General features: G+C 40.5%; 16 protein-coding genes. 7 read left to right on the top strand and 9 right to left on the bottom strand.

Annotation, left to right across the window (positions count from 1 at the left end; genetic code table 11):
- Positions 1–209: 209 nt before the first annotated feature.
- From AC4PL9_RS08240 to AC4PL9_RS08230, 3 genes are all read left to right on the top strand, one after another.
- Positions 210–509, top strand: coding sequence for a hypothetical protein (locus tag AC4PL9_RS08240; RefSeq protein WP_491604273.1), 300 nt, complete (start codon positions 210–212; stop codon positions 507–509).
- 22 nt (positions 510–531) lie between these two features.
- Positions 532–1854: a hypothetical protein gene (locus AC4PL9_RS08235; protein WP_491604272.1), complete on the top strand. Its 1323-nt coding sequence runs from the start codon at positions 532–534 to the stop codon at positions 1852–1854.
- A gap of 315 nt (positions 1855–2169) precedes the next feature.
- Positions 2170–4419: a T9SS type A sorting domain-containing protein gene (locus tag AC4PL9_RS08230; RefSeq protein WP_491604271.1), complete on the top strand. Its 2250-nt coding sequence runs from the start codon at positions 2170–2172 to the stop codon at positions 4417–4419.
- 50 nt (positions 4420–4469) lie between these two features.
- On the opposite strand, the gene AC4PL9_RS08225 is transcribed toward AC4PL9_RS08230, so the two are convergent.
- Positions 4470–6080: a T9SS type A sorting domain-containing protein gene (locus tag AC4PL9_RS08225; RefSeq protein ID WP_491604270.1), complete on the bottom strand. Its 1611-nt coding sequence runs from the start codon at positions 6078–6080 to the stop codon at positions 4470–4472.
- A 316-nt stretch (positions 6081–6396) separates the two neighbouring features.
- On the opposite strand from AC4PL9_RS08225, the gene AC4PL9_RS08220 reads away from it, so the two are divergent.
- Entirely contained in the window at positions 6397–6948 is a 552-nt protein-coding gene (locus tag AC4PL9_RS08220) for a hypothetical protein (protein WP_491604269.1), read from the top strand.
- Positions 6948–9422 (top strand): T9SS type A sorting domain-containing protein, encoded by a 2475-nt coding sequence (locus tag AC4PL9_RS08215; RefSeq protein WP_491604268.1) that lies wholly within the window; start codon positions 6948–6950, stop codon positions 9420–9422. The genes AC4PL9_RS08220 and AC4PL9_RS08215 overlap by 1 nt, the downstream gene beginning before the upstream one ends.
- 63 nt (positions 9423–9485) lie before the next feature.
- On the opposite strand, the gene AC4PL9_RS08210 is transcribed toward AC4PL9_RS08215, so the two are convergent.
- The 7 genes from AC4PL9_RS08210 to AC4PL9_RS08180 form a co-directional block, all read right to left on the bottom strand.
- Positions 9486–10841, bottom strand: coding sequence for a hypothetical protein (locus tag AC4PL9_RS08210; protein WP_491604267.1), 1356 nt, complete (start codon positions 10839–10841; stop codon positions 9486–9488).
- A 33-nt stretch (positions 10842–10874) separates the two neighbouring features.
- A complete protein-coding gene (locus AC4PL9_RS08205) occupies positions 10875–12308 on the bottom strand; it encodes a lipopolysaccharide biosynthesis protein (protein ID WP_491604266.1) in 1434 nt (477 codons plus the stop codon).
- 41 nt (positions 12309–12349) lie between these two features.
- Entirely contained in the window at positions 12350–12925 is a 576-nt protein-coding gene (locus tag AC4PL9_RS08200) for a non-canonical purine NTP diphosphatase (protein WP_491604265.1), read from the bottom strand.
- Positions 12891–14483, bottom strand: a complete 1593-nt coding sequence (locus tag AC4PL9_RS08195) for an O-antigen ligase family protein (RefSeq protein ID WP_491604264.1) — start codon at positions 14481–14483, stop codon at positions 12891–12893. The genes AC4PL9_RS08200 and AC4PL9_RS08195 overlap by 35 nt, the downstream gene beginning before the upstream one ends.
- A 3-nt stretch (positions 14484–14486) precedes the next feature.
- Positions 14487–16145, bottom strand: coding sequence for a S41 family peptidase (locus AC4PL9_RS08190; RefSeq protein ID WP_491604263.1), 1659 nt, complete (start codon positions 16143–16145; stop codon positions 14487–14489).
- The gene (rnpA, locus tag AC4PL9_RS08185) at positions 16126–16512 is read right to left on the bottom strand and encodes a ribonuclease P protein component (RefSeq protein WP_491604262.1); all 387 of its coding nucleotides are present in this window, start codon (positions 16510–16512) and stop codon (positions 16126–16128) included. Before rnpA ends, AC4PL9_RS08190 begins: the two co-directional genes overlap by 20 nt.
- A 61-nt stretch (positions 16513–16573) precedes the next feature.
- Positions 16574–18088, bottom strand: a complete 1515-nt coding sequence (locus AC4PL9_RS08180; RefSeq protein ID WP_491604261.1) for a GH3 family acyl-acid amido synthetase — start codon at positions 18086–18088, stop codon at positions 16574–16576.
- Between the two features lie 187 nt (positions 18089–18275).
- On the opposite strand from AC4PL9_RS08180, the gene AC4PL9_RS08175 reads away from it, so the two are divergent.
- The gene (locus AC4PL9_RS08175) at positions 18276–19097 is read left to right on the top strand and encodes a universal stress protein (protein WP_491604260.1); all 822 of its coding nucleotides are present in this window, start codon (positions 18276–18278) and stop codon (positions 19095–19097) included.
- A 49-nt stretch (positions 19098–19146) separates the two neighbouring features.
- On the opposite strand, the gene AC4PL9_RS08170 is transcribed toward AC4PL9_RS08175, so the two are convergent.
- Positions 19147–19731 (bottom strand): DUF3109 family protein, encoded by a 585-nt coding sequence (locus tag AC4PL9_RS08170; protein WP_491604310.1) that lies wholly within the window; start codon positions 19729–19731, stop codon positions 19147–19149.
- Positions 19732–19890: 159 nt separating this feature from the next.
- Here AC4PL9_RS08170 and AC4PL9_RS08165 point away from each other — a divergent pair, with 159 nt between their 5' ends.
- The gene (locus AC4PL9_RS08165) at positions 19891–20703 is read left to right on the top strand and encodes a hypothetical protein (protein ID WP_491604259.1); all 813 of its coding nucleotides are present in this window, start codon (positions 19891–19893) and stop codon (positions 20701–20703) included.
- Positions 20704–20907: the final 204 nt, after the last annotated feature.

The raw sequence follows: 20907 nt of genomic DNA, 5'->3' as shown, positions 1-20907 counted from the left end.
CTCACAAAAACTATAACCAGAATCCATATCAGGTTTATTAAACTTTCCCTTCGCGGGTCAAAGAACAACACCCCAGATAAAACAGGCCTTCCACCCGATTAACCGCCCCAATTTTATGTTAAAATTAACTATATATTAAATTAATTGTTAAAAATCTTTGTTAGAAAAAAATTGATTTCATACCTTTGCAACGCAAAAATTTAACCACCATGAATCAATTGTTTAAAAACTCACTGGTAATAGCTATTTGTATGCTACCGCTTTTTTCTGTTGCGCAATACAAATATGAACTGGAGTTATCATCTTTCAATGAATCAAGCCCTAAACAGGCCTATTCGTTTATCTCTCAAAAGTTGACTTACGGAAAACGAAGTATTGAAAACAATCGTTTTTACTTCGAGTCTTCGGAATTGTACAGTGAAGAGAAAATCAATCAAATTGTAACGTTCTTCGATTACGAACTAAAGAGTTTCCAGATACTGGCTCGTCCGGAAGAAGAACAAGAATAATCAATCATTTAAAACAACCATCATGAATATTTTTAACCGATTACTTTTAGTAATCAGTCTGGTTTCTGCGATCCTTTTTGTGCCTTCGGGAACAGCTTTCGGGCAATGTCAGAACGCAACTGCATACGGGTCTTCCGCAGCACCAACAGAGAATATCGAAGTTCAAATAAGCAGTGGCCTTTGGCGCGGATACGAGTACAATACCTTAACAGATGTTACCAGTGGTCGCACCTATCTTTCGGATATGAGTCGATCCGGATATATTACCGTTAGATCCGGATCTCCCGGTGGTCCGGTTGTTGCCTATGGAGTTGCACCTTTAAGCTGGACAGCAGTAGCAAGTGGTACACACTATATCCACTATAGTTCGAATTCGAATTGTGGGCAAAGTAACAGGAATACAAGAACCACTATACGTTGTACATCCTGTCCGACTTCTCAACGTGATTGTGAAGGGGCACAACTGGTATGTAATAACTCTACTATTAATGCCAACTCGAATGGTGCAGGTGTACAGGAAATTTCGGGAGCTAATTCAGGATGTGACATGGTAGACGAAAATCAATCTACCTGGTTCTATGTCTATATTCAATCAGGAGGTACGTTGGAGATGACCATCTCTCCCGAAGACCCTAATGACGACTATGACTGGGCAATCTGGGGACCCTATAATGCGGCAACGGCTGCTGCAAACTGTAGTCCTACAGAAGCACCATTGCGTTGTAATACTTCAGCAAACGCACCGTTAACAGGTATGAATCCATCTGCTACGAGAGACTATGAGTTTCCCAATAATACTTACCCATGGTCGAACCCAATCCAGGCAAATAGCGGTGATGTATACATCCTGTTGATAGACAACTGGTCAAACAGTGGACGTCCGTATCAATTGAACTGGAGCGGAACCTGTGCATTGGGGTGCACAGCCATTGAACTCCCTGTTGAGTTGATTAGCTTTCAGGGTGAGAGCTTTCCGAATGAAAATGTTCTTACCTGGAAAACAGCTTCTGAAAAAGACAATGATTATTTTGTCTTGGAAACATCAGTAGACGGATCAACCTGGACAGAAATTGATCGCATTCCGGGTGCAGGAACTACTTCTACGAAACAAACGTATACAAGTACGCATCGCGTTCAGACAACAACGGTTCAGTACTACAGATTATTCCAGTACGACTATGACGGTAGCGAAGATTTTCTCGGGATCGTATCGCTGAATAATCAGGAAGAAGCAAAGACAATTACCAAGAGAGTCAACCTGTTTGGTCAGGAGGTAAACGAAACTTACCGTGGAATGGTAATTGAATATTATTCAGACGGAAGTATTCAAAAGAAAATACAATAGTTCGTCTATAAATACACTCTTTTAAACCACCTTCTAAGTTATAGAAGGTGGTTTTTTTATTGTATCCTGTTCCTGTAATAATCTTCAGCCAGACCAGCATTATCAGGACATACAGGTTCATATAAGATCAAACGCCTATCTACTTATAACACAGAAATTTGTTAAAAAATTTGTTCATAATTAATTAACGTGTTAATTTAGCCTTAATACCACGCTAAAAATTATTATGCCCCTGTACTATTATTTATGTAAAAATTAATGAATTGACTTGACCTTTTAAGGTTATGCTACTGTTTACCAAAATTTATTATTGCTATGGGAAAAAACATTACTTCAGTGTTTTTACTGGTCTTTGCATGGACCTGTTTTAACGTATTCGGACAGGATGAAAAAAAAGCGCACGGGCTCGTATCTAATTTCGAACAATCATTTGATTTTCAGCCTGAAAAAAAATATTCGCGAGAAGAAGGTTTGAAGTACAATCAGGCAGAATACACAAATCACCCTGATTTCGGAAGACTACCTGTTGATGCTCCATACGGGAAAAGGGTCGTGGAAGATCTTAGTAAACGAACCGTTGACGAACGTTATTATATCGATTTGGATGACCCTACTTTTTTCTATGTGCAAAAAGCTGCAACACCCATTAATTTCGAAAAAGACGGACATCTTGTTGCTATCCATCCTTACCTGAGTCCATCGCAAAACGGAGTATATAAAGCCGAGCGGCAACCGTATCCGGCAGAGTTGAATACACTGAATAAAAATGCTGTAATGTACATCGACGGACAGGAGTTTTCTTTTAGCAACTATTCGCTTGTTGCCACTCTTCCTGACGGAACACAAGAAACATTTGATGCAAACTGGGAAGCAATCCAGGTCGGTAATGAAGGGGCTCTGATCAAGAATATCTTTCCAAAGATAGATTTGCGCGTTCTATTCAGTAAAGGACAAATAAAAACAGAGTTTATTCTTACAGAACAACCTGTTTACACAGAACTGGAGTTTACAGATGAAATAGGTTTCAATGATGACTTCGAATTAATTGAAGATGCGGAAAATCAAAGAGGAAAGCTACTTGTTCGCTCTTCTGATCAAACTCCTTTCTTAAAAATTGGTGCTGTTAAGTCGTTTGATGCGTCTCAGGCAAAAGAGCTTGCCAGTATTCATCCCTATATCAACGATGGGACTCATCTTAAATTTATCTGTGATGCAACTTTTCTTCACAATCCTGAACTTACCTACCCATTACTAATTGACCCGCTATTTACTGCTGTGGGTCCTGTGAACTCCGCTGCAGGGGTAATGGGTTCATTAGAATCTCCTGCATCATGTAGTTCAACACTAGATGTAAACTTTCCGGGAGGGTCTACTCCATGGGATTTTTCCGCAGCATGGTCTATCTACGCTGATGAGTGTTTCTATAATTGGTACTACTATGACTACTGGCCTTGCTATACAGGTGAAGCGCAAGTAAGTATCACCAGTAACTGTGGAGGAAGATCCCCTGCCACCGGAATCTGGAACTGTTCACCGGGGTGCTCAAATCCGGGAACCTGGACCCCGACACTTCCCTTTGCTTCGTCGGGAACACAAAGTTTAGCACAATGTTATACACCTTCCTGCTCCAACCAAACCCTTTCTTTTTCCTTTAACCTCGATCGAAACTCCGGATGTCCTAGTTTTGGTGGAGCAGATCAATGTAACTGGTCTTCCAGTTGGTGCATTACTCTTAATCAATGGCAGGTAATTGTTCAGGGAAGGTCTCTTGAAACACTAGGAAATACATCCACGGGGAATGGATATACCACTGTCGTATCATCCAACTGTCTTGGTAATTCAACATTAGATCCAACTGTACAGTATGGAGTTCCCGGCTATTCCTACTCCTGGAATACAGGAGCTACAACTCCAACCATTACAGTTAGTAATGCAAGTTCCGGAGCTACCTATACTGCAGATGTTACCGACGCTTGCGGTACAACCCGAACAGCGACTTTTGATATTACCTGTCCATTAGCTGTAACACTTACAAAGTTCGATGCTGTAAACCTGGAACGTGAAGTCCTTCTCGAATGGGAAACAGCAACAGAACAGGATAACGACTACTTTGTTATTCAACGGTCAACCGATGGTATACACTTTGAGAATATCGGAATGGTTAAAGGTGCCGGAAATTCGAACACAACACAGTATTATCATTTTTCCGACCCCAACCCGTACTCACACATCAGCTATTATAGACTTGAAATCGTGGATTTCCAGGGAACCAAGGATTACTCATCTACCGAATCAGTAGTACGTAATAATACGGATGGTTCCATTCAACTTATCCCCAATCCGGCAAAAGAATCAGTAAACATCGTTTACACAGCTTCGGTACAGGATGAATATACGATTCTAATCAACTCTTCCAGAGGTGAAAGGATGCTGGAAAAAGTCGTAGAAGTTAAAAAAGGAATGCAAAGCACGCACTTTGACGTTTCAGGACTTGCCGCAGGTATATATATTGTTCAGATACGTACAAAACATGAGGTCTTTTCCGAAAGACTGATTATCGAATAGAAAAAAAGGGAGGTGAATGATCACCTCCCTTTTTTGAATCCCGGTTATATCTATCTTATAACAAACTTTTTCGTCAACGTCAGCTTTCCAGTCGTGATACGTGCAATATATATACCACCCGTTTGTTTTTGAATTTCATGCTGCGAGAAATTCGTCGTTGCAGATTTTCTTTCCAAAACTCTTCCCAATGGATCAATGATTTCCACAAGATCTCCTTCTGTTAAACCAACCACTCTGAATGTTCCGTTATTCGGATTCGGAACAATTTCAATCCCATCGCTATTATTACAGGTCACTAGTATGGTCTTAAGAAGTACGTGTGTTCCATCATAATCCGTCTGGGACAAACGATAATACCCAAAATCGGAAGTTTTCCTTTCTAACCAGCTATACTCCTGCGTATGATTGGTTGTTCCTGCTCCCTTGATTGTTACTTTGGCTTCCCAATTCAGTCCATCTTCACTATACTCAATACTGTAATAATCATTATTTAGTTCTGTAAGAGCCGACCAGGAAAGTAGAACTCCTTCTCCCACACATTCACCTATGAACGCATGTAAAGCAACCGGAAGAATATCAGGAAGACCTGCCAAACCTGTAACGTAAAACGGTGAAGTTGATCCCCCGTTACCGTCAATTACCAGATAATACGTTTGACCCGGAGTAGCCGTAAAACAATGTGTCTGGTTTCTGTTTGTTCCGGTAACTGCTGAATAAATATTATCCCTGGGACAGGAAACTACATTCCAATACATTCCTCCGTTTGCTCCGGTACAAGCGTTTCCATCACCGTCGGTATTCGGATCCTGAACAACAATAGATTGTTGACTGTCAGTCAGACCACTTAAATTTACACAGACTTCTGTTTCTGTCGGTTGAAATGCGACCCAAACCGTATTATCATTCGAATTATTCCAGGAACAACCAAAAGAAGAAGAAAATGAACCCGAGGAACTCATTCCCGGAGTATTCGAACTTCCCGACATTCCTGAACTTGTAGAACAAAAAGGTCCTCCTGTCCAATTTATAGCATTTACACATTGATCCCCCAATCCACTTGCTTCCTCGTACGAAGGATCACCAAATACTAACTCCGCTAATGTAACACATGGAGCCGAGGTCGTATTTTCTGCAAAATAAATCGTCCAAATACCATCTGCATTCTGACCGGCAAAAGCTGTTTCGATATCTCCACTTGTAGAAAACACCCCAAATCTACCGCTCCCATTTGAAGCTGTAGCTGTAGAACTTGGAAAACTTGAATAATCCGGTGCTTTATTTAAACAGGATGACTGGTTCCGAAACTGGTAATCTATACGATTGGTTGGAGAAACCGTATAATTGGATGTTGTTCCCATCTGTGGAGCAATCTGTACACAAGTTCCGGCAGGAGACTTGATATAACAAGAAACAGCACTTAGGTTTCCTCCACATGTTGCACTTAATCTAAGACGTATTTCTGCCAGTTGAAGATCTGATGTATTCAAAACACCAACTCCTGTTACTGAAAAATGTAATGCTTTGGTTCCTGGGGTACCACATCCGGAATAACTTGTCCCATTATCAAGATCAATCGGTAAAGTATTTGTTACAGGAAAAGTTTGACTAGTAGCAAGTGCCGCTACAAAAGCACATAAGAGTAAGCTGATTAAATGTTTCATAAATTAACCTTGTTTGTTACTTTAATATTATCAATTATTTACGCAAAAATAATTTTAATAATCGTTCCGCTGGTTGTTCAGGGGTTTATAATCTTACTACCCTAACATCTCTGCACAAAACCTCTTCACTAATAACCTAAATATTAATAAATTAACGGATTGTTATCTTCTTATTGAAAGCCTGAAATATTCATCGCAGAAAATGACATTTACATCTTTTACTTAAGAAGATAAGACGAAAAGAAAGATTAAGTTTTATTAATGCTTTTAGAGGAGAGAAAGTCGGATCGTAACTTTGTCAATCAAAAGCTCTGTCATGTCAACATCTATCCATTCAAAACTGATTTACAGCCTATTATTATGTATTCCGCTGTTCATCAAAACCACTTCTTTTTCGCAAACGTATGCATCGGAAGAACTCCGTCAGCAAGCAGAAATGTCGGAACGTAAAAAAGCTCACTTATTAGAGAAAGAACCTCTACCAATCGAATCAAAACAGAAAGCTGATCATCCTGAAATATCCCTGGACGGCTACATGTCTACGTACGCTGTTTCTATTGTTTCGCTTACAGGAGAAAAGCTAAACAATCCTGACCTGGAAGAGGAAGCTGCCGATGAACATAAAATATGGCAGGCTTTTCTTCATCCTGAAAAAGAAACGCTTGTTTTCAAACACAGAGAAACAGGTAAAATAAGACAAAATTCTATCGTTATTAAAAACGGCTATCTCTACATTCTCTGTGAAAGCTGTGATTTTCCACCATCGAAAATTACCATTACAGAAAACGGAGGCTGGCTTATGGATATGCCTTCTCAGGACGAAGGTGTAAATGCTTGTTTCAGATACCACTTTAATCCTTCCAAATAATGAAAACACTATTTATACTAGTAATCGCACTCTGTATGTCCTCCATCACGCATGCTCAGATGGCAAATGCAACCTTTACCGTTCGGTTCAACTCGATTACTTCATACGAAGACGGAGGATCAAACAACTGTTGGGAATGGGGTAACGAAGAATATACACTTGCCCATGCACGCTTCTTCGACAATGTAAACGGAGCAACTTCAGGCACCGGATGCTTCACTTGTTCTACTAATGGTAACTGTACCTATGGTTCAGTTACTACCTTAGGCACACGAACCAATACATCAAACATTCTTACAGCGCAGGTAGATGCATTTGAAGATGATGGGGGAGGCAGATGTTCTTATAATAGCGGGGATGACTGCCGCTACAATGGAAATGTTGCTTCTATTGATTATCGGGTCGACAGTTATCCATCCAACGGTTCTTACAAAAACTGGCAGTTCGGGAATCATAATCACCGATTAACGTATTCGTATACCTGGCGCTATTCCGGTTCAGCGAATCAAATCACTCCTTCCTGCACCCAACAGGTTGTAAATTATGCTGCCGGAACCATACGTTCCTGGTCCGTTTACCTTACGGCCGGAGTCACCTATAATTTCAACACCTGTTCCAGCGGAACTGCTCATGATTCATACCTTCGTCTATACGCACCGGACGGATATACAATAACTGCTCAAAACGACGACAATTGCGGCGCTCTTTCCTCCGTTGACTTTACCCCTACAACATCGGGAAGATATTATCTGGAGGTTTCCAGATTTTCCAGACAGGCCTTAACTACTCCCGGAGTACTCTCATACAGAATTGTTACTCCAACAACATCTTCCAATGGGGGAAATGTTACTGCATGTGCTGGAACCAATTCTCCTGTTTTAAACGGAAATAATCCGGTTATCGGTTCGGGTGCCTGGACAGCATCCCATCCGTCTGTAACGTTTTCAAACACAAGCAGCCCCAACTCAACACTTAGCTCAAACACACCGGGAACCTATACCGCTACCTGGACAATCAATAACGGTGGGTGTCTAAGCTCCAGTAACCTTACGGCTTCTATTCAGCCGGCTTCTGTAGCACCATCAGGAATTTCGGGAACAGGAAGTGTTTGTGTTGGAAATACAGCGACGTTATCTGTAAACGGGGGAAGTCTCAGTACAGGCGCTCAATGGGAATGGTTTACCGGATCCTGTGGAGGAGCACCTGTTGGAACGGGATCTTCCATTATTGTGAATCCAGGAGCCACTCAGACCTATTATGTCCGTGCTTCTGCCGGAAGCTCCTGCCCTGCAACAGCCTGTACATCAGGAAGCATTTCTCTTCCGGTCATTTCCGGAAATCTCTCTATTGATGGTGAATCTGCAACATGTGTTGTTCAGGAAAACGGATGGGTCCATTTTTATAATACCTCATCAGGACGTTTATTGTGTGCAATTAATGCTAATGGACAGAATCTGGGAAGTGTTTCAGTAACCTCCTATGTTCAGACAGCTCCTTTCAATGTGGATGCCTGCGCTGACCCACAACCTCAGTTTACTACGGCAACACTCGGAAGACGTTGGGTCATCACACCACAGTATCAACCAACCTCACCAGTTAGTGTACGGTTGTATTTCCATGCCAACGAATACAATGCTCTCTCTCCTGTAGCTAATGCCAATGCGAACGGCAACGACAATACGGTAGGTTACTATGACCTTTCTCTCAGTAAATATACTAACTCCGTAAATACAGCTCTTGTCAACAGCACTCCTTTTGACAACTGTACGTCCGGTTCTACTACATTATACGGCCCTTCCGGATCAGGAACAGCAAGCAGCATTATCAGCGGCTTCGATGCCAATGGATTATATACGGAATATGCGATTGGGAGTTTCTCAGAATTCTGGTTACACGGCAGTACAATTAACAGTGCCCTTCCCGTAACACTTACCCATTTTACAGCTGACTGTAAGGAAAATATTATTGATATTAACTGGGTAACGGAAACCGAGAAAAACTCCGCTTTATACCGTGTCGAAAAAAGTAGTGATGGTATTAGCTGGAGCCTTCTTCAGGAAGTTGCGGCTGCCGGAACGACACAAATGCAGCAGAATTATAGTGTTACGGACAATCGAATTAATTCTGAATCGATATACTATAGACTTCGACAAATGGACACAGACGGAACAGAAGAATTGTATGGTCCAGTTGCTGTAAATTGTCAACTTCAAACAGACGAAGTAGTCGTCTACCCCAATCCAAGTAACGGGTCATTTACACTGAAAATTGTCAGTTCTACAGAGATTCAATCTGCAACCATCGGTATTTATGACCTAAACGGTAAACTTCTTCTGACAAAGAAAAGTCCCGTTGCGCAGGGAGTCACTACGATTCACTTCAATGATTCCAAATTAGCGAAAGGCACATATATTGTTAAAATCCCAGGTGAAAAGAATCAATTATTTGTTCCGGTAAAACTGGTTGTACAATAAAAAATAACGATAAAAGGATAAAGCAAAAGCACAACCATTCAATGATTATAAATTCAGTACATTTCACCTTTTAATAATCGCTTTTGCTTTATCCTTTTTTATTCTTCCCGCTGCTAATACAATAACTAAAAAAGGAAGTATTGGTGCTTTAAATCTTACTAATACTCCGAAAAGTACCGCCGTAAACCCAACCGAAAATCCAAAAATCAGAATAAACAGTAGTGAAAATGTAAGTAATTCGTTCTTTCTGATCAGACGAATTTTTCGGAATACCCCACCACCTGAAAAGACAAATTTTAAAGTAAACCAAATAAAAAGCATACTTTCAATACCGCTCACCATTAAAAAGATAGTATTTGATTCCCAAAGAAACGGGCGATAAAAAGCAGCAATCAGAGCTGCCGGGAATGTTTTGATCATCCCCCACATTGAATAATCCGTAACACCCAAATCATATCTTTTTCCCGTATACAAATGGTTTTGTGCAAAGTCCTGTTGAATTAATGCTGCCTCTTCCAGATAAGTTTCCGGCCCCAGTGAACCCAGACTACCCTGCGATTGAAAGTAAACTGCTATAACACCTAATGTAACAATTCCTACCACCGTTCGAAAAACCAGTATCAGCATTTTATTATCACTCATTCTCCTCACAATTGCTGAACTAAAAGCCAGAAAAAGAGGTGGTAGTATAGCTATCAACATGAAGGGTCTTACATGATAAAGAATAAATAAGTAGAAGACGATTACGGATGCACCATACCATGATAGTTTTTGTTTCCCTGAAAAGATACCGAAGAAACGGTATACTAAAAACAGCAGGGAAATGTACATAAAGGTGTCCTTGGAAATCCCACTACACCAAATGGCAACCGTTGGAATAAACAACGTTGCAACTGCTGTGTAAAATGGCGAAAGGATCGAATACGACCGTACAATTTCAAAAAGACGCCAACTGGCAAGTGCAGATAAATAACTCAGAATAAGTGTTATTGCAATGTAGCTGTTGAATGTAAAAAAAGCCAGTATTGAGATCAACTTGGAAACAAACCAGCTTTCAGGCTCGCGATATATCCAGCTGGGCGGGTATCCCGTATGTAGGTTAAATCGCTGAAACTGCATTCCGTGCACGGGTGTTGTAAATATTTCCTCAAAGTAGGCTGATGGGTTGTCCCAGAACAGCCTGTTTAGATTAACTGCACCCTCCCAATATGCTACAGTGTCTCCTCCCTGATAGTACAGTACATAGACTGCGGCAAAAACAATCCCAAAGAAGAGTTTAAAAAGCACTCCCGGAATGAAGTACCTGCTGTCTTCGCGATCAGCAATCCTTGCTCTTTTTCGAAAAGCAAAAAACAAGATCAGTAACAGCCAGACTAATCCAACACTTAAATCTACTATTCCGAACAGTTCGCTTTTCACAAAGTGAAGTTAATTAAATTCAATAAATGCGATCTATAGAGCTCCCGATTTCAGGAACCATGTTCTACGCAACCTGAATACGATAATGAGGATTACGAAAACAAAAGTCATCAAAACAATTTTAAAGAAAAAAGTATGTGTCCCGAAATCCAAGGCTAAACGTGAAGACGTCGTAAATAGTACGTGCACACACGCCACGCCTACGGCAGCCATTACCGTAAAAGGTTTTACTTCAAACCTATAAAACCGGCGGGAGAGAACGAAGACTGCTACATAATTTACGATACTTGCTCCCAGAGTAGCCAGAGCAGCCCCTTTGATCCCAAAGACCGGAATCAGCCAGATGTTGAGTCCAATATTTAATACGGCAGCAACAACTGAAACCCCCGCTATCCATTTCGTTCTGTTCTGCAAATTCATTCCGGGGGCAAACATTGATAATCCCGAAAACCAGACAGAAAGATACAGCATCGGCATAACGTCTGATGCCTGATAAAATGGTTTTTGTGTAAACAGGATAATGGTTTCTTCTGCAAATACAGACAATGTCGTAACAGCAAAAAGCCCACCGAAAACATACCAGTTAAACAAAACAGACATGTCTGTTTTCGTTTCTTTCTCTTTGTAACGCTGATACAATAGGGGTGCCATTGCCGTAGAAAACCCTGAAACAATCAGCGAAATGGCAAATGAAAATTTGTACCCGACACTGTATACCCCAAGATCGGTTTTTGTCAAAAAGTAGTTGATACAAATCCGATCTGTTAATGTCAGAAAAACATAGGCCACAGCAGCAGGAACAAGCGGCAGACTATATTTCAGTAACTTTTTCATCAACTTCTTACTAAAAAAGAATTGGTAATCCCCCTTAAGTTGGAAAAACTGATAGAGTAATACAACCGGAACGATAGCAATAGTTGCGTAAAACACTCCGTTAATTCCTTTATCCAATACAATGACAAAAAAGTAGGTCGCTAAAATCCCCAAAAGAGCATGTAAAAAAGAGGCTATTGAAAACTCAACCTTTCTCCGCAGTGCCTGCAGGTGTCCACTGAAAAACAGAAACATCCCGTTCAGAATGATTGAAACAACCGCCAGTATATAGGTTTTAGTATGACTCGGATGGGTAATTCCCAACACATCAAGTATCGGTTTTCTGAATACAATGGCAACTACACCTCCTAGTAACAGGGTAGTGATAATAAACACTAAAGCGGTAGACGAAAGATTTCTTTTCCGAATAGTATCCTGATGTGATTCTCCCAAGTAACGCGTTAATCCTTGCCCGATCTGAAAAGAAAATACGGCAGCGAAGAACATGCTGAACACGTACAACAGATCAAGAATTCCATAATCATTGGGAGAAAAATAGGTTGTAAATACGGGAATCAGCGCTAAACTGATTCCTTTTGCCATAAAACCGGCCAGTGTATATATTGTCCCCTCTTTTAAAAAGTCCCGGATCACAAGTCTGGTAATTAGGATGAAAGGCTGAAATTAACCAATTATCACTGATTACGAAGAAAATCTATTAATTTTTGCACTGCTCTTCCCCTATGACTCATGGTATTCTTCTCTTCAAGACTCATTTCAGCAAATGTTTTTCCACAGTTCTCAGGTTCAAATACTGGATCATATCCAAATCCATTTGTTCCGGACCTGCTTTCGCGAATTACTCCCTCGACAATTCCCTCAAATTGCACGGGTTTCCCTTGCCAGATCAGATGAATCACTGTCCTGAAGCGGGCTTTTCTATTCGGCTCTCCTGACAGTTCCTGCAACAACTTATCAATGTTTTTCTCATCTGACTTTTCTTCGCCTGCATAACGCGCTGATTTTACTCCCGGTGCCCCTTGTAACGCTTCTACTTCCAGTCCAGTGTCGTCAGCAAAACAGGCTTTACCGAATTTTGAATAAATCTCTTCTGCTTTAATACGCGCATTCCCTTCCAGTGTTTCTGCCGTTTCAGGAATATCATCGTAAAACTCAAGATCGGCGAGTGACATTACCTTCATTCCTTCAGGCACCAGGGATTGAATTTCCTGTGCCTTATTTCTGTTTCCCGTAGCAAATACTATCTCCATTGTTTTCTTTTTTTAAAACTCCTGCACTAAGCAATATCAGAAAGAAGGCAACAAAGGTAACACCTGTTTGTGTTTCCAGTGTATCTTCTGTCAGATAAGAGGATACGACCACTATACCAAAAATAAAGGAATTGATCAGGTCCGCTTTCCATACCTGTACCAGAAATACGATATGCAAGAGCAGAAATAAAACTATCCCCGGAATTCCAAAAGCGACCCACATGGTCAAAAACTGTTGGTGTGTCCTATGCCTGTTTTCAGGAAGAAGACGTGTTTCCCTGGCGCTATAATATTTCTGAAATGTGTTTTGAACGTCTCCTGTTCCTACTCCTAAAAGCGGATAATCGACAATGATTTCCCAGCCTGTTTCCCAGGACTCTAGCCTTTCCAATACCGTTGAACCATTCGGGTCTCCCCCATCCCAATACTTTTGTAATTCCAGTGATAGTATTGCCACACGGGAACGCAAACCTCCGTATGTATATACGACAGAAGCTACTCCCTGCTCAATATAACGGATGTCCTCTCTGGACAATTTTTGTAGATCCGTAGCATCCTTGCGTAATCCTTTGGATGCCATATACCTGATGAGTGTTCCGTATATTTTATTCCCTTTAGCATCTAAACTATCGATAGGAACGGAAGAGTATTCGGACCAGTATTGACGTAGTTCTTTTTTACAGATATAATAAAAAACAAGGTTTCCGTTTTCTGTCAAATCACTTTCCAGTATATGTGTATACGTGTTTCCAAGAGGTGTTGTATACTCCAGATCTGCCGGAACCGGTCTCGTTATTTTCTTCGGCAGAACAGCAAACACCGCCAATGTTGTAACACTTAGCAAAATTAGCGGGTAAATGATCATTCCAACTATTCTTTTAGTTCCCGAATAGTTTTTTGACAAAAACCAGAATAACAGTGCTATCAGCAGAAGACCAATTGCTAGAAACCCGGACAAAACCTGTGAGTACCAGGTATAATACAGTAACCAGACTCCGACGAGCAGGAGCAAACCTTTCTTCCACCTTTCCTTTGTAAAATCAGAAAAGGCCAATAGCAAAGCAACAAAACAGGCAAACACAACCATTAATCCAAAACGGATATGCGATACGAACAGAGACAAGTCTCTAAGTTCCGTATGACTGCCTGTCTCTGCTCCCCGGAAAACACCCCAGTTAATAAAGGCCAAAAGAGTAACAACACTAATGAAAATGAACAGTAAATAATCTATCCGTTTTTTATTCAAGCCGTCTATTCCGGGAATAACTACCGGAAATAATAATAAGGGAAGCTTAATTCGTATATCTCGGAGGGCGTATTCGAAATCTGTTGTCCAGATGAGTCCGAAAATATGCAGGAAAAAAATCAGGAAAAGTAGAACCGCTACTTTATTCTTTGTAAAAAGAAGTATCTTCTTTTTGTAGTGTCCTTCAAGAATCCAGTTTACAGCAAGTAACAATCCCGAAAGACTGAGAACGATCTTATTAAGCGGCAACCCAACCGTTATTCCTGTTAACGCAAGAAAGTATAAAAAGCGATGAACCTTTGATCCAAACATGGGTTATTCTCCCGCAAGAATGGCTTTGTATTTTTCTGTATCCCCTAAAACCTTTACTGCCTCCACAAGTGCCTTATCACGTTTAAAGCTATTAATAATCCTTCCGTTCTGGTAGTAATACCGGGAAACGATTTCATTTTCCAGTAATTCCTCAATTTCCTCTCTGAACATATCCAAATCCCTTTCTTTAGAAGGGTGCACAAGTTGATATACCGATTTATACTCGGCAGACGTTGTGTCTAGATATCCCTCTCGTTCAGCTACCTCCATAAACCTGTTGAGCATCTCTTCACTTGCTGTTGAGTAAGTAAAGTCCTTTCCTAATGCAAACTTCTTGAAAGCATTATAAGTTTCATCCGTTAACTCAAACTCATCCGGTTTCGCAATTGTCGGATTATCAATCACAAATTGGGTAGCAAAATCAAAGACTACATTTTCTATGACCAACATGGCTGTCAATCTGCTGTATTCCCCTTCTTCCACTTTAATATCCGGCTCAATACCACGGCCATCCATTACTTCACGACCATTCTTTGTTGTAAAGGTCGCTAATAAAGTTTCATCTATTTCTTTTGCACGTTCTCCCTCCTTGCGGCTGGCGTAATCCAGTTTTTGAATACATCTCCCTGAAGGCGTATAGTACTTTGCAATCGTCAGTTTTACTTTCGATCCATACTTCAAATCCATTGTTCGTTGCACCAGTCCTTTCCCGAAAGTCGTTGACCCTACAATAACAGCCCTGTCCAGATCCTGAAGAGATCCGGAAACAATCTCACTTGCTGAAGCAGATCCTCCGTCTACTAATACCGCTACAGGGATTTCAAGATCCGTTGGCTTGTCCAGTGCGGTATACACCCGGTTTTCTTCCTGTATTCTTCCTTTCGTACTCACCACTTCCTGTCCCTTCGGAACAAACATATTGACTATTTTCACGGATTCGATCAATAATCCACCGCCATTTCCTCTAAGGTCAAAAATCAGTTTATCCATCCCCTGACCTTTCAATTCATCATAGGCTTTTTTAACTTCAGCATACGCAGACTGTGTAAAAGAAGTCAACTTGATATATCCTATACCGTCTTTCACGATCCCATGGTAAGGAACATCCGGAATCTTTATCTCATCACGTGTAATTTTAATGGTCTTTTTTCCAACTCCGGGACGCTCTACCTCCACCGAAATAGAGGATCCTTTTGGGCCTTTAAGCGCCGCACTTACTTCATCCGAAGGTTTGTCTTTCATCGATACCCCATCAATCGCCAGAATAACATCCCCCGCTTTCACCCCCGCTTTAAATGCCGGGTTATTTTCGTACGGCTCTGTAATAACAACGTGATCTCCCGAAGAACGAATCAGAGCTCCTATTCCTCCATATTGTCCCGTTGTCATCAGTCGATAGTCTTCAATATTTGACTCCGCTATAAAAACCGTATACGGATCTAATTCCCGCAACATAGCATCAATTCCTGCTTTCATTAATTTTCCGGGAACCGGTTTGTCTACGTAGTACATATCCAGATTCCGGTAGATCAGATCGATCAGCTCCAGATTTTTAACCACTTCAAAACCATCACTCTGTGCCCTTGAAATTAGCGGATTCATTACAACCGCTAAAGAACAGATCAAGATCGATACCCGTATGTTATTCCAAATTGATTTCATGTACTATCCGTTTATACAGTTTCTTTATTTTTCGTTCAATATCGTGAAAATTAGGCTCCCTGTTACCTACGTACAACAGAAATAGTGCCAATTGTCTGTTTTTCTCATCCAGCACCTTTTCCAATTCCTGCTTATTCAGTCTCAGAGCTTCCCGAATATAACGTCTTATCTGGTTTCTTGTTGTGGCTTTTCTGAATTTGCGTTTGGGTACGACAATCACTACCTGAAAAGCAGCTGCATTTTGGTCACTTTTATCTATATACTTAAGGATGAAAGGGATTTCTTTTACCTCCGTTCCCTTTTCATACACTTCCTGTAAGGTGCGTTTTGAACACAGCTTATATGCCTTTCCAAACGAATTGTCCACGGGGTAAAGGTAGTGAGAATTGGCATATAGCTTAATACCTTTCCAAAAACAACTCCCAGTTTTACCCTAAAAAGGATTTCCATTCTTCCAATTGTTCCGGCTTCATTACTCTGGGGAATTTGTTTTGCCCCCCCAACTTCCCTTTGCGGGCAAGAAAATCGATGAAATATTCTTTCGGCAATAGTGTAACCGTAGGCTTGTCCAATGTCTGTTTCCGTACCGCCGCATAATCATCATTGATCTTCTGAAGTTCCTGATCCAGCAACACTGCTACTTCCTGATCGGAAACGATTTTATCAGTTCCAAGGTACCAGTGATGACGAATTTTACCGTTTTTTACTGCGTGTGCCGTGTATTCGGGGATATGAATCCCCAGTTTTTCTGCTGTCTGCTGAATCCCTTTATTCATGTTATCCACCGAAAGGTGCTCGCCACATATACTAAGAAAATGTGTAATTCTACCCGTAATTCGGATTTCATAATCCAACAGACTGGTGAATCGTATGGTATCACCAATCAGATAACGCCATAACCCCGAACAAGTTGATACAACGAGCGCGTAATCCATCCCTTCTTTTACTTCATGTAACGGCAAAGCCACAGCTCCCGGACGCAACTTTCCGGTTTCGTCAAAATTGGCACTGTCAAACGGAATGAACTCAAAATAGACACCGGAATTCAACAACAAACGCATTCCTTTTCGGTTCTCTCCTTTCTGGTAAGCAAAATACCCTTCACTGGCAAGATACGTTTCCTGAAAATAGACTTCCTGACCGAATAGCTTCATCAGTTCCGGCTTATACGGATCAATTGCAACCCCTCCATGTGCATACACTTTGAGAGAAGGCCAGATGTCATGAATCGAATTCAAATTGTAGGTTTTAATAATGGACTTCAGCACCATCTCCACCCAGGCCGGAACCCCCGAGATAATACCGATATTCCACTTAGGAGCTTCTTTTACAATTGCATCCAGCTTCATTTCCCAATTGGGTAAGCGACTAATCGTTTTTCCCGGTTTCGAGAATTTGGAAAACCAGAAAGGAATCTTCCCTGCCAATATGCCACTCAGATCACCTTCCTTATACAACTCCATATCTTTTAGCTGACTACTCCCTCCTATTATCAGCAATGATTTTTCGTAAAAATCTGTTTCCATTCCATAATCATGCAGCGTCAGCATTTGCGTCAGACTTACACGCTGGAAATTTTTTATAAATGTTTCAGAAACGGGAATTCGCTTTGATGGAGACCCTGAAGTCCCGGACGATAAGGCAAAATATTTCATTCTTCCCGGCCAGATCACATCTTTCTCTCCCTGCAAAGTCCGGGTTAACCATTTTTCGTAAAATTCTTCGTACGTTGTTATCGGAATTGCCGAAGAAAATTCATGCAAAGGCGATGTCGATTGTAATATTTCCTTAAAGCTATATGTCCGTCCAAAATCAGTTCCTTTTGCTTTGTCTAAAAGCTTCTGGAGTACTTTGGTTTGCAGGGAATAATCAAACCGCTTCTTTTCCTCAAACTGGTTTCCCAATTTCGCCGTTCCCTTTAATATTGAGCCAATTAACGCCATAGGTTTAAATTTACAAAGAACGCCACATAGCCAGAACGTAACGTTATTACATCGTTAAGAAATTTTTATTTTCGATTTTCTTAAGAATTTAAAAAATTTTAAGCATATTAGTATCGCTAAAACGGGTTAGGTCAAGCTATTTATATGTATTTTTGACCTGACTTATAAAAACCAATAATACCCTGTTATGCAAAGGAAAAGCTTTATAGTGCCTCATGATTTTACCAGCGTTGCCAACTGCGCTCTGAGTCACGCACTAAAAACCGCAAAGATCGTTGATGCAGATGTTTACCTGTTACACGTTGTGAGCAAAGAAAAAGCAATACGAGAAGCTGAAGAAAAATTAGGACAAATTGCCGAAGAACACAAAGGAGAAGGCGTTGCTATCATACCTGCTGTTCGTGTAGGAAATATATTTGAAGATATCGGAGATTTTGCCGCCGAGCACCATGCCCAACTTATTTTTATGGGAACACATGGAGCACACGGATGGCAACACGTTACAGGAAGTCATGCCCTTAAAGTAGTTACGCATTCTTCGGTTCCGTTTGTTATTGTTCAGGAAAAAGAAGTGAAAGACACCGGTTACGATGACATCGTAGTTCCTCTTGATTTCAATAAAGAAACGAAACAAAAACTTGTTTTGGTGGCAAACATGGCCACTTATTTCAATTCACGGGTGCATGTTGTCATTCCTGACGAAACGGATGAGTTTCTCCGCAACAAAGTTCTCGGGAATATTCAGTTTGCGAAAAAATTCTTCTCGGAACGAGATATCGAATTAACCATTACATTAGCCCCTAGTTCAGGATTCGATAAAGAAGTCGTTAAGTATGCTGTTAAGAATGATGCTGATCTTATTGCGATCATGAACTTACAGAAAAACAGTTTCCTTGGAATTCTGGGAGCAAACTATGAACAATATATGATCACTAATGACGCACAAATTCCAGTGTTAATGGTAAATCCTATTGAGTCTGCTTACGGGCAGAGTGTTCTTTTCTCTTAAAATAGAATAAAAAGATATACAAAAAGCAGTCTGGTTTCAGGCTGCTTTTTTAATGCCTGGTGTTTTCATTTTCCCAAACGGCATTTGCTTCTTCCATCTGTTTGTAAAACTCTTCTCCGTATGCGCGAATTAACGGCTCCTTAAGGAACTTATAGACTTTTACATTCAGTTGCTCGCCAAATGTACAGGCAGGCGCGCAAATCGACCAATATTCGTAATTCAGGATCTGGAAAGATTTTGTCTTCTTCACCCGAATCGGATACAGGTGACATGAAATCGGTTTTTTGAAATCCAGCTTTCCATCATTGTGTGCTGCTTCGATTGCACACTTTGTGATTCCCTTTTCATCAAAATACACAAAAGCACACTCTTTTCCATTTACCAACGTTGTAACCGGTTCATTAAAATCATCCGGATAACTTACACCATTCTCTTCAACAGCCACAATACCTTCCGGTCTCATATACGGTTTGATCTCCTCAAGATGTTTCTCGATGATCTTCACTTCTTCATCCGTAACGGGAGCTCCTGCATCCCCTTCAACACAACAAGCTCCTTTACATGCGTTCAGATCGCATACAAACTTCCGCTCAAAAAGCTCGGAAGCAACCAGTTTATCTTCTATTTCGAAAATCATAGTACAAAGGTAGAGAAATACTTTTTACCAAGAAGTGAATTAAAACATCTGTAATAATTGGTATTTTTAACCAAAATTCATTTTTACGAATGACTACAACACATCTAATTTCCGGCATATAATTTGAATTATCACTCTTAAACAAACATTGAATATATGAAGAAGTTATTTTATCTTATGTTTACACTTAGTCTTACTACTATACTGAATGCTCAAAAAGCTCCCAAATACGACAAAATTTATTACAAGCCTGTTCATTTTGAAAATGAGGTAGTGAAGGTTGAGATTGACAACATTGTTTCTCTTCCGAAAGAGACAAAGTTTAGAATGAGCATAACCAATAAAACCGGAGATTACCTGATCTACAACTCGGAAGAGAGCAGTTTTACTATCCCAGATCAAAACGTCAGTGCCAAAGATAAAAGTTTCATTATTGAACCGAACGGATCTAAAACAAAGGTATACCGTGCCTTCGGTGAAAACCTGAATACCGTAGAGAGTTTCACGTATGCTTGTGAAGGATTTTATCAGATAAAAATGCAGGATCCTTTAGAAGTTAAGAATTTCCGCCTGCCTGTGGCGAAAAATAATTTTACTGTTGGTCCGTATTCTGTTTCACATGTTGGTCATAAAAAAGCTACAGGGAAAACTGATATAAAATTCACTGCCAATTATCAGGGGGACAATCTGGGTTTTGTTTTCCCGGTCAACATAGCTGTCATAATGCCTGACGGTAACTCATACGCTACTGCTAACTCCAAAGGAGATCCGATCATTCTCAAAAAAGGTGAAAGCGATTCGTTTTCTGCTTACTGGAACCGAATGCCAGGAGGAAGTAAAAACGACATGCAATTACGCGAAATGAACATTACCTTCTCGGGTGTTTTCGTTGAAGGAAAACCTGTTAAAGTTGCAGGAAAATCAATAAACATTGAATGGGATGAGGCAATGACAGATGGAAAGAATTAATACTTTCGTTATACGTTCAGACGCAAAACAATTAATCACTTTGCGTCTGAATGTATTTTAAATATCTAATCAATTCTAATAAATGCAGGGATTGGCATCTTGCACGGAACAGCAGGATAATCTAAAGATGACCTAGGAACCAATTCAAAATAAATTCTCTTTTCACCCACATACAGTTTATCCAAATTAGGAACAAAATCATCA

The organism is Wandonia sp., assembly GCF_984588085.1.
The sequence above is the reverse complement of the archived record's forward strand: the minus strand, read 5'-3'. Positions and strand labels throughout refer to the sequence as shown.

Excerpts from the sequence above, each read along its gene's own strand:
- AC4PL9_RS08240 (WP_491604273.1), top strand. The coding sequence starts at position 210 with ATGAATCAATTGTTTAAAAACTCACTGGTAATAGCTATTTGTATGCTA.
- AC4PL9_RS08235 (WP_491604272.1), top strand. The coding sequence starts at position 532 with ATGAATATTTTTAACCGATTACTTTTAGTAATCAGTCTGGTTTCTGCG.
- AC4PL9_RS08230 (WP_491604271.1), top strand. The coding sequence starts at position 2,170 with ATGGGAAAAAACATTACTTCAGTGTTTTTACTGGTCTTTGCATGGACC.
- AC4PL9_RS08225 (WP_491604270.1), bottom strand. The coding sequence starts at position 6,080 with ATGAAACATTTAATCAGCTTACTCTTATGTGCTTTTGTAGCGGCACTT.
- AC4PL9_RS08220 (WP_491604269.1), top strand. The coding sequence starts at position 6,397 with ATGTCAACATCTATCCATTCAAAACTGATTTACAGCCTATTATTATGT.
- AC4PL9_RS08215 (WP_491604268.1), top strand. The coding sequence starts at position 6,948 with ATGAAAACACTATTTATACTAGTAATCGCACTCTGTATGTCCTCCATC.
- AC4PL9_RS08200 (WP_491604265.1), bottom strand. The coding sequence starts at position 12,925 with ATGGAGATAGTATTTGCTACGGGAAACAGAAATAAGGCACAGGAAATT.
- AC4PL9_RS08195 (WP_491604264.1), bottom strand. The coding sequence starts at position 14,483 with ATGTTTGGATCAAAGGTTCATCGCTTTTTATACTTTCTTGCGTTAACA.
- AC4PL9_RS08190 (WP_491604263.1), bottom strand. The coding sequence starts at position 16,145 with ATGAAATCAATTTGGAATAACATACGGGTATCGATCTTGATCTGTTCT.
- AC4PL9_RS08180 (WP_491604261.1), bottom strand. The coding sequence starts at position 18,088 with ATGGCGTTAATTGGCTCAATATTAAAGGGAACGGCGAAATTGGGAAAC.
- AC4PL9_RS08175 (WP_491604260.1), top strand. The coding sequence starts at position 18,276 with ATGCAAAGGAAAAGCTTTATAGTGCCTCATGATTTTACCAGCGTTGCC.
- AC4PL9_RS08165 (WP_491604259.1), top strand. The coding sequence starts at position 19,891 with ATGAAGAAGTTATTTTATCTTATGTTTACACTTAGTCTTACTACTATA.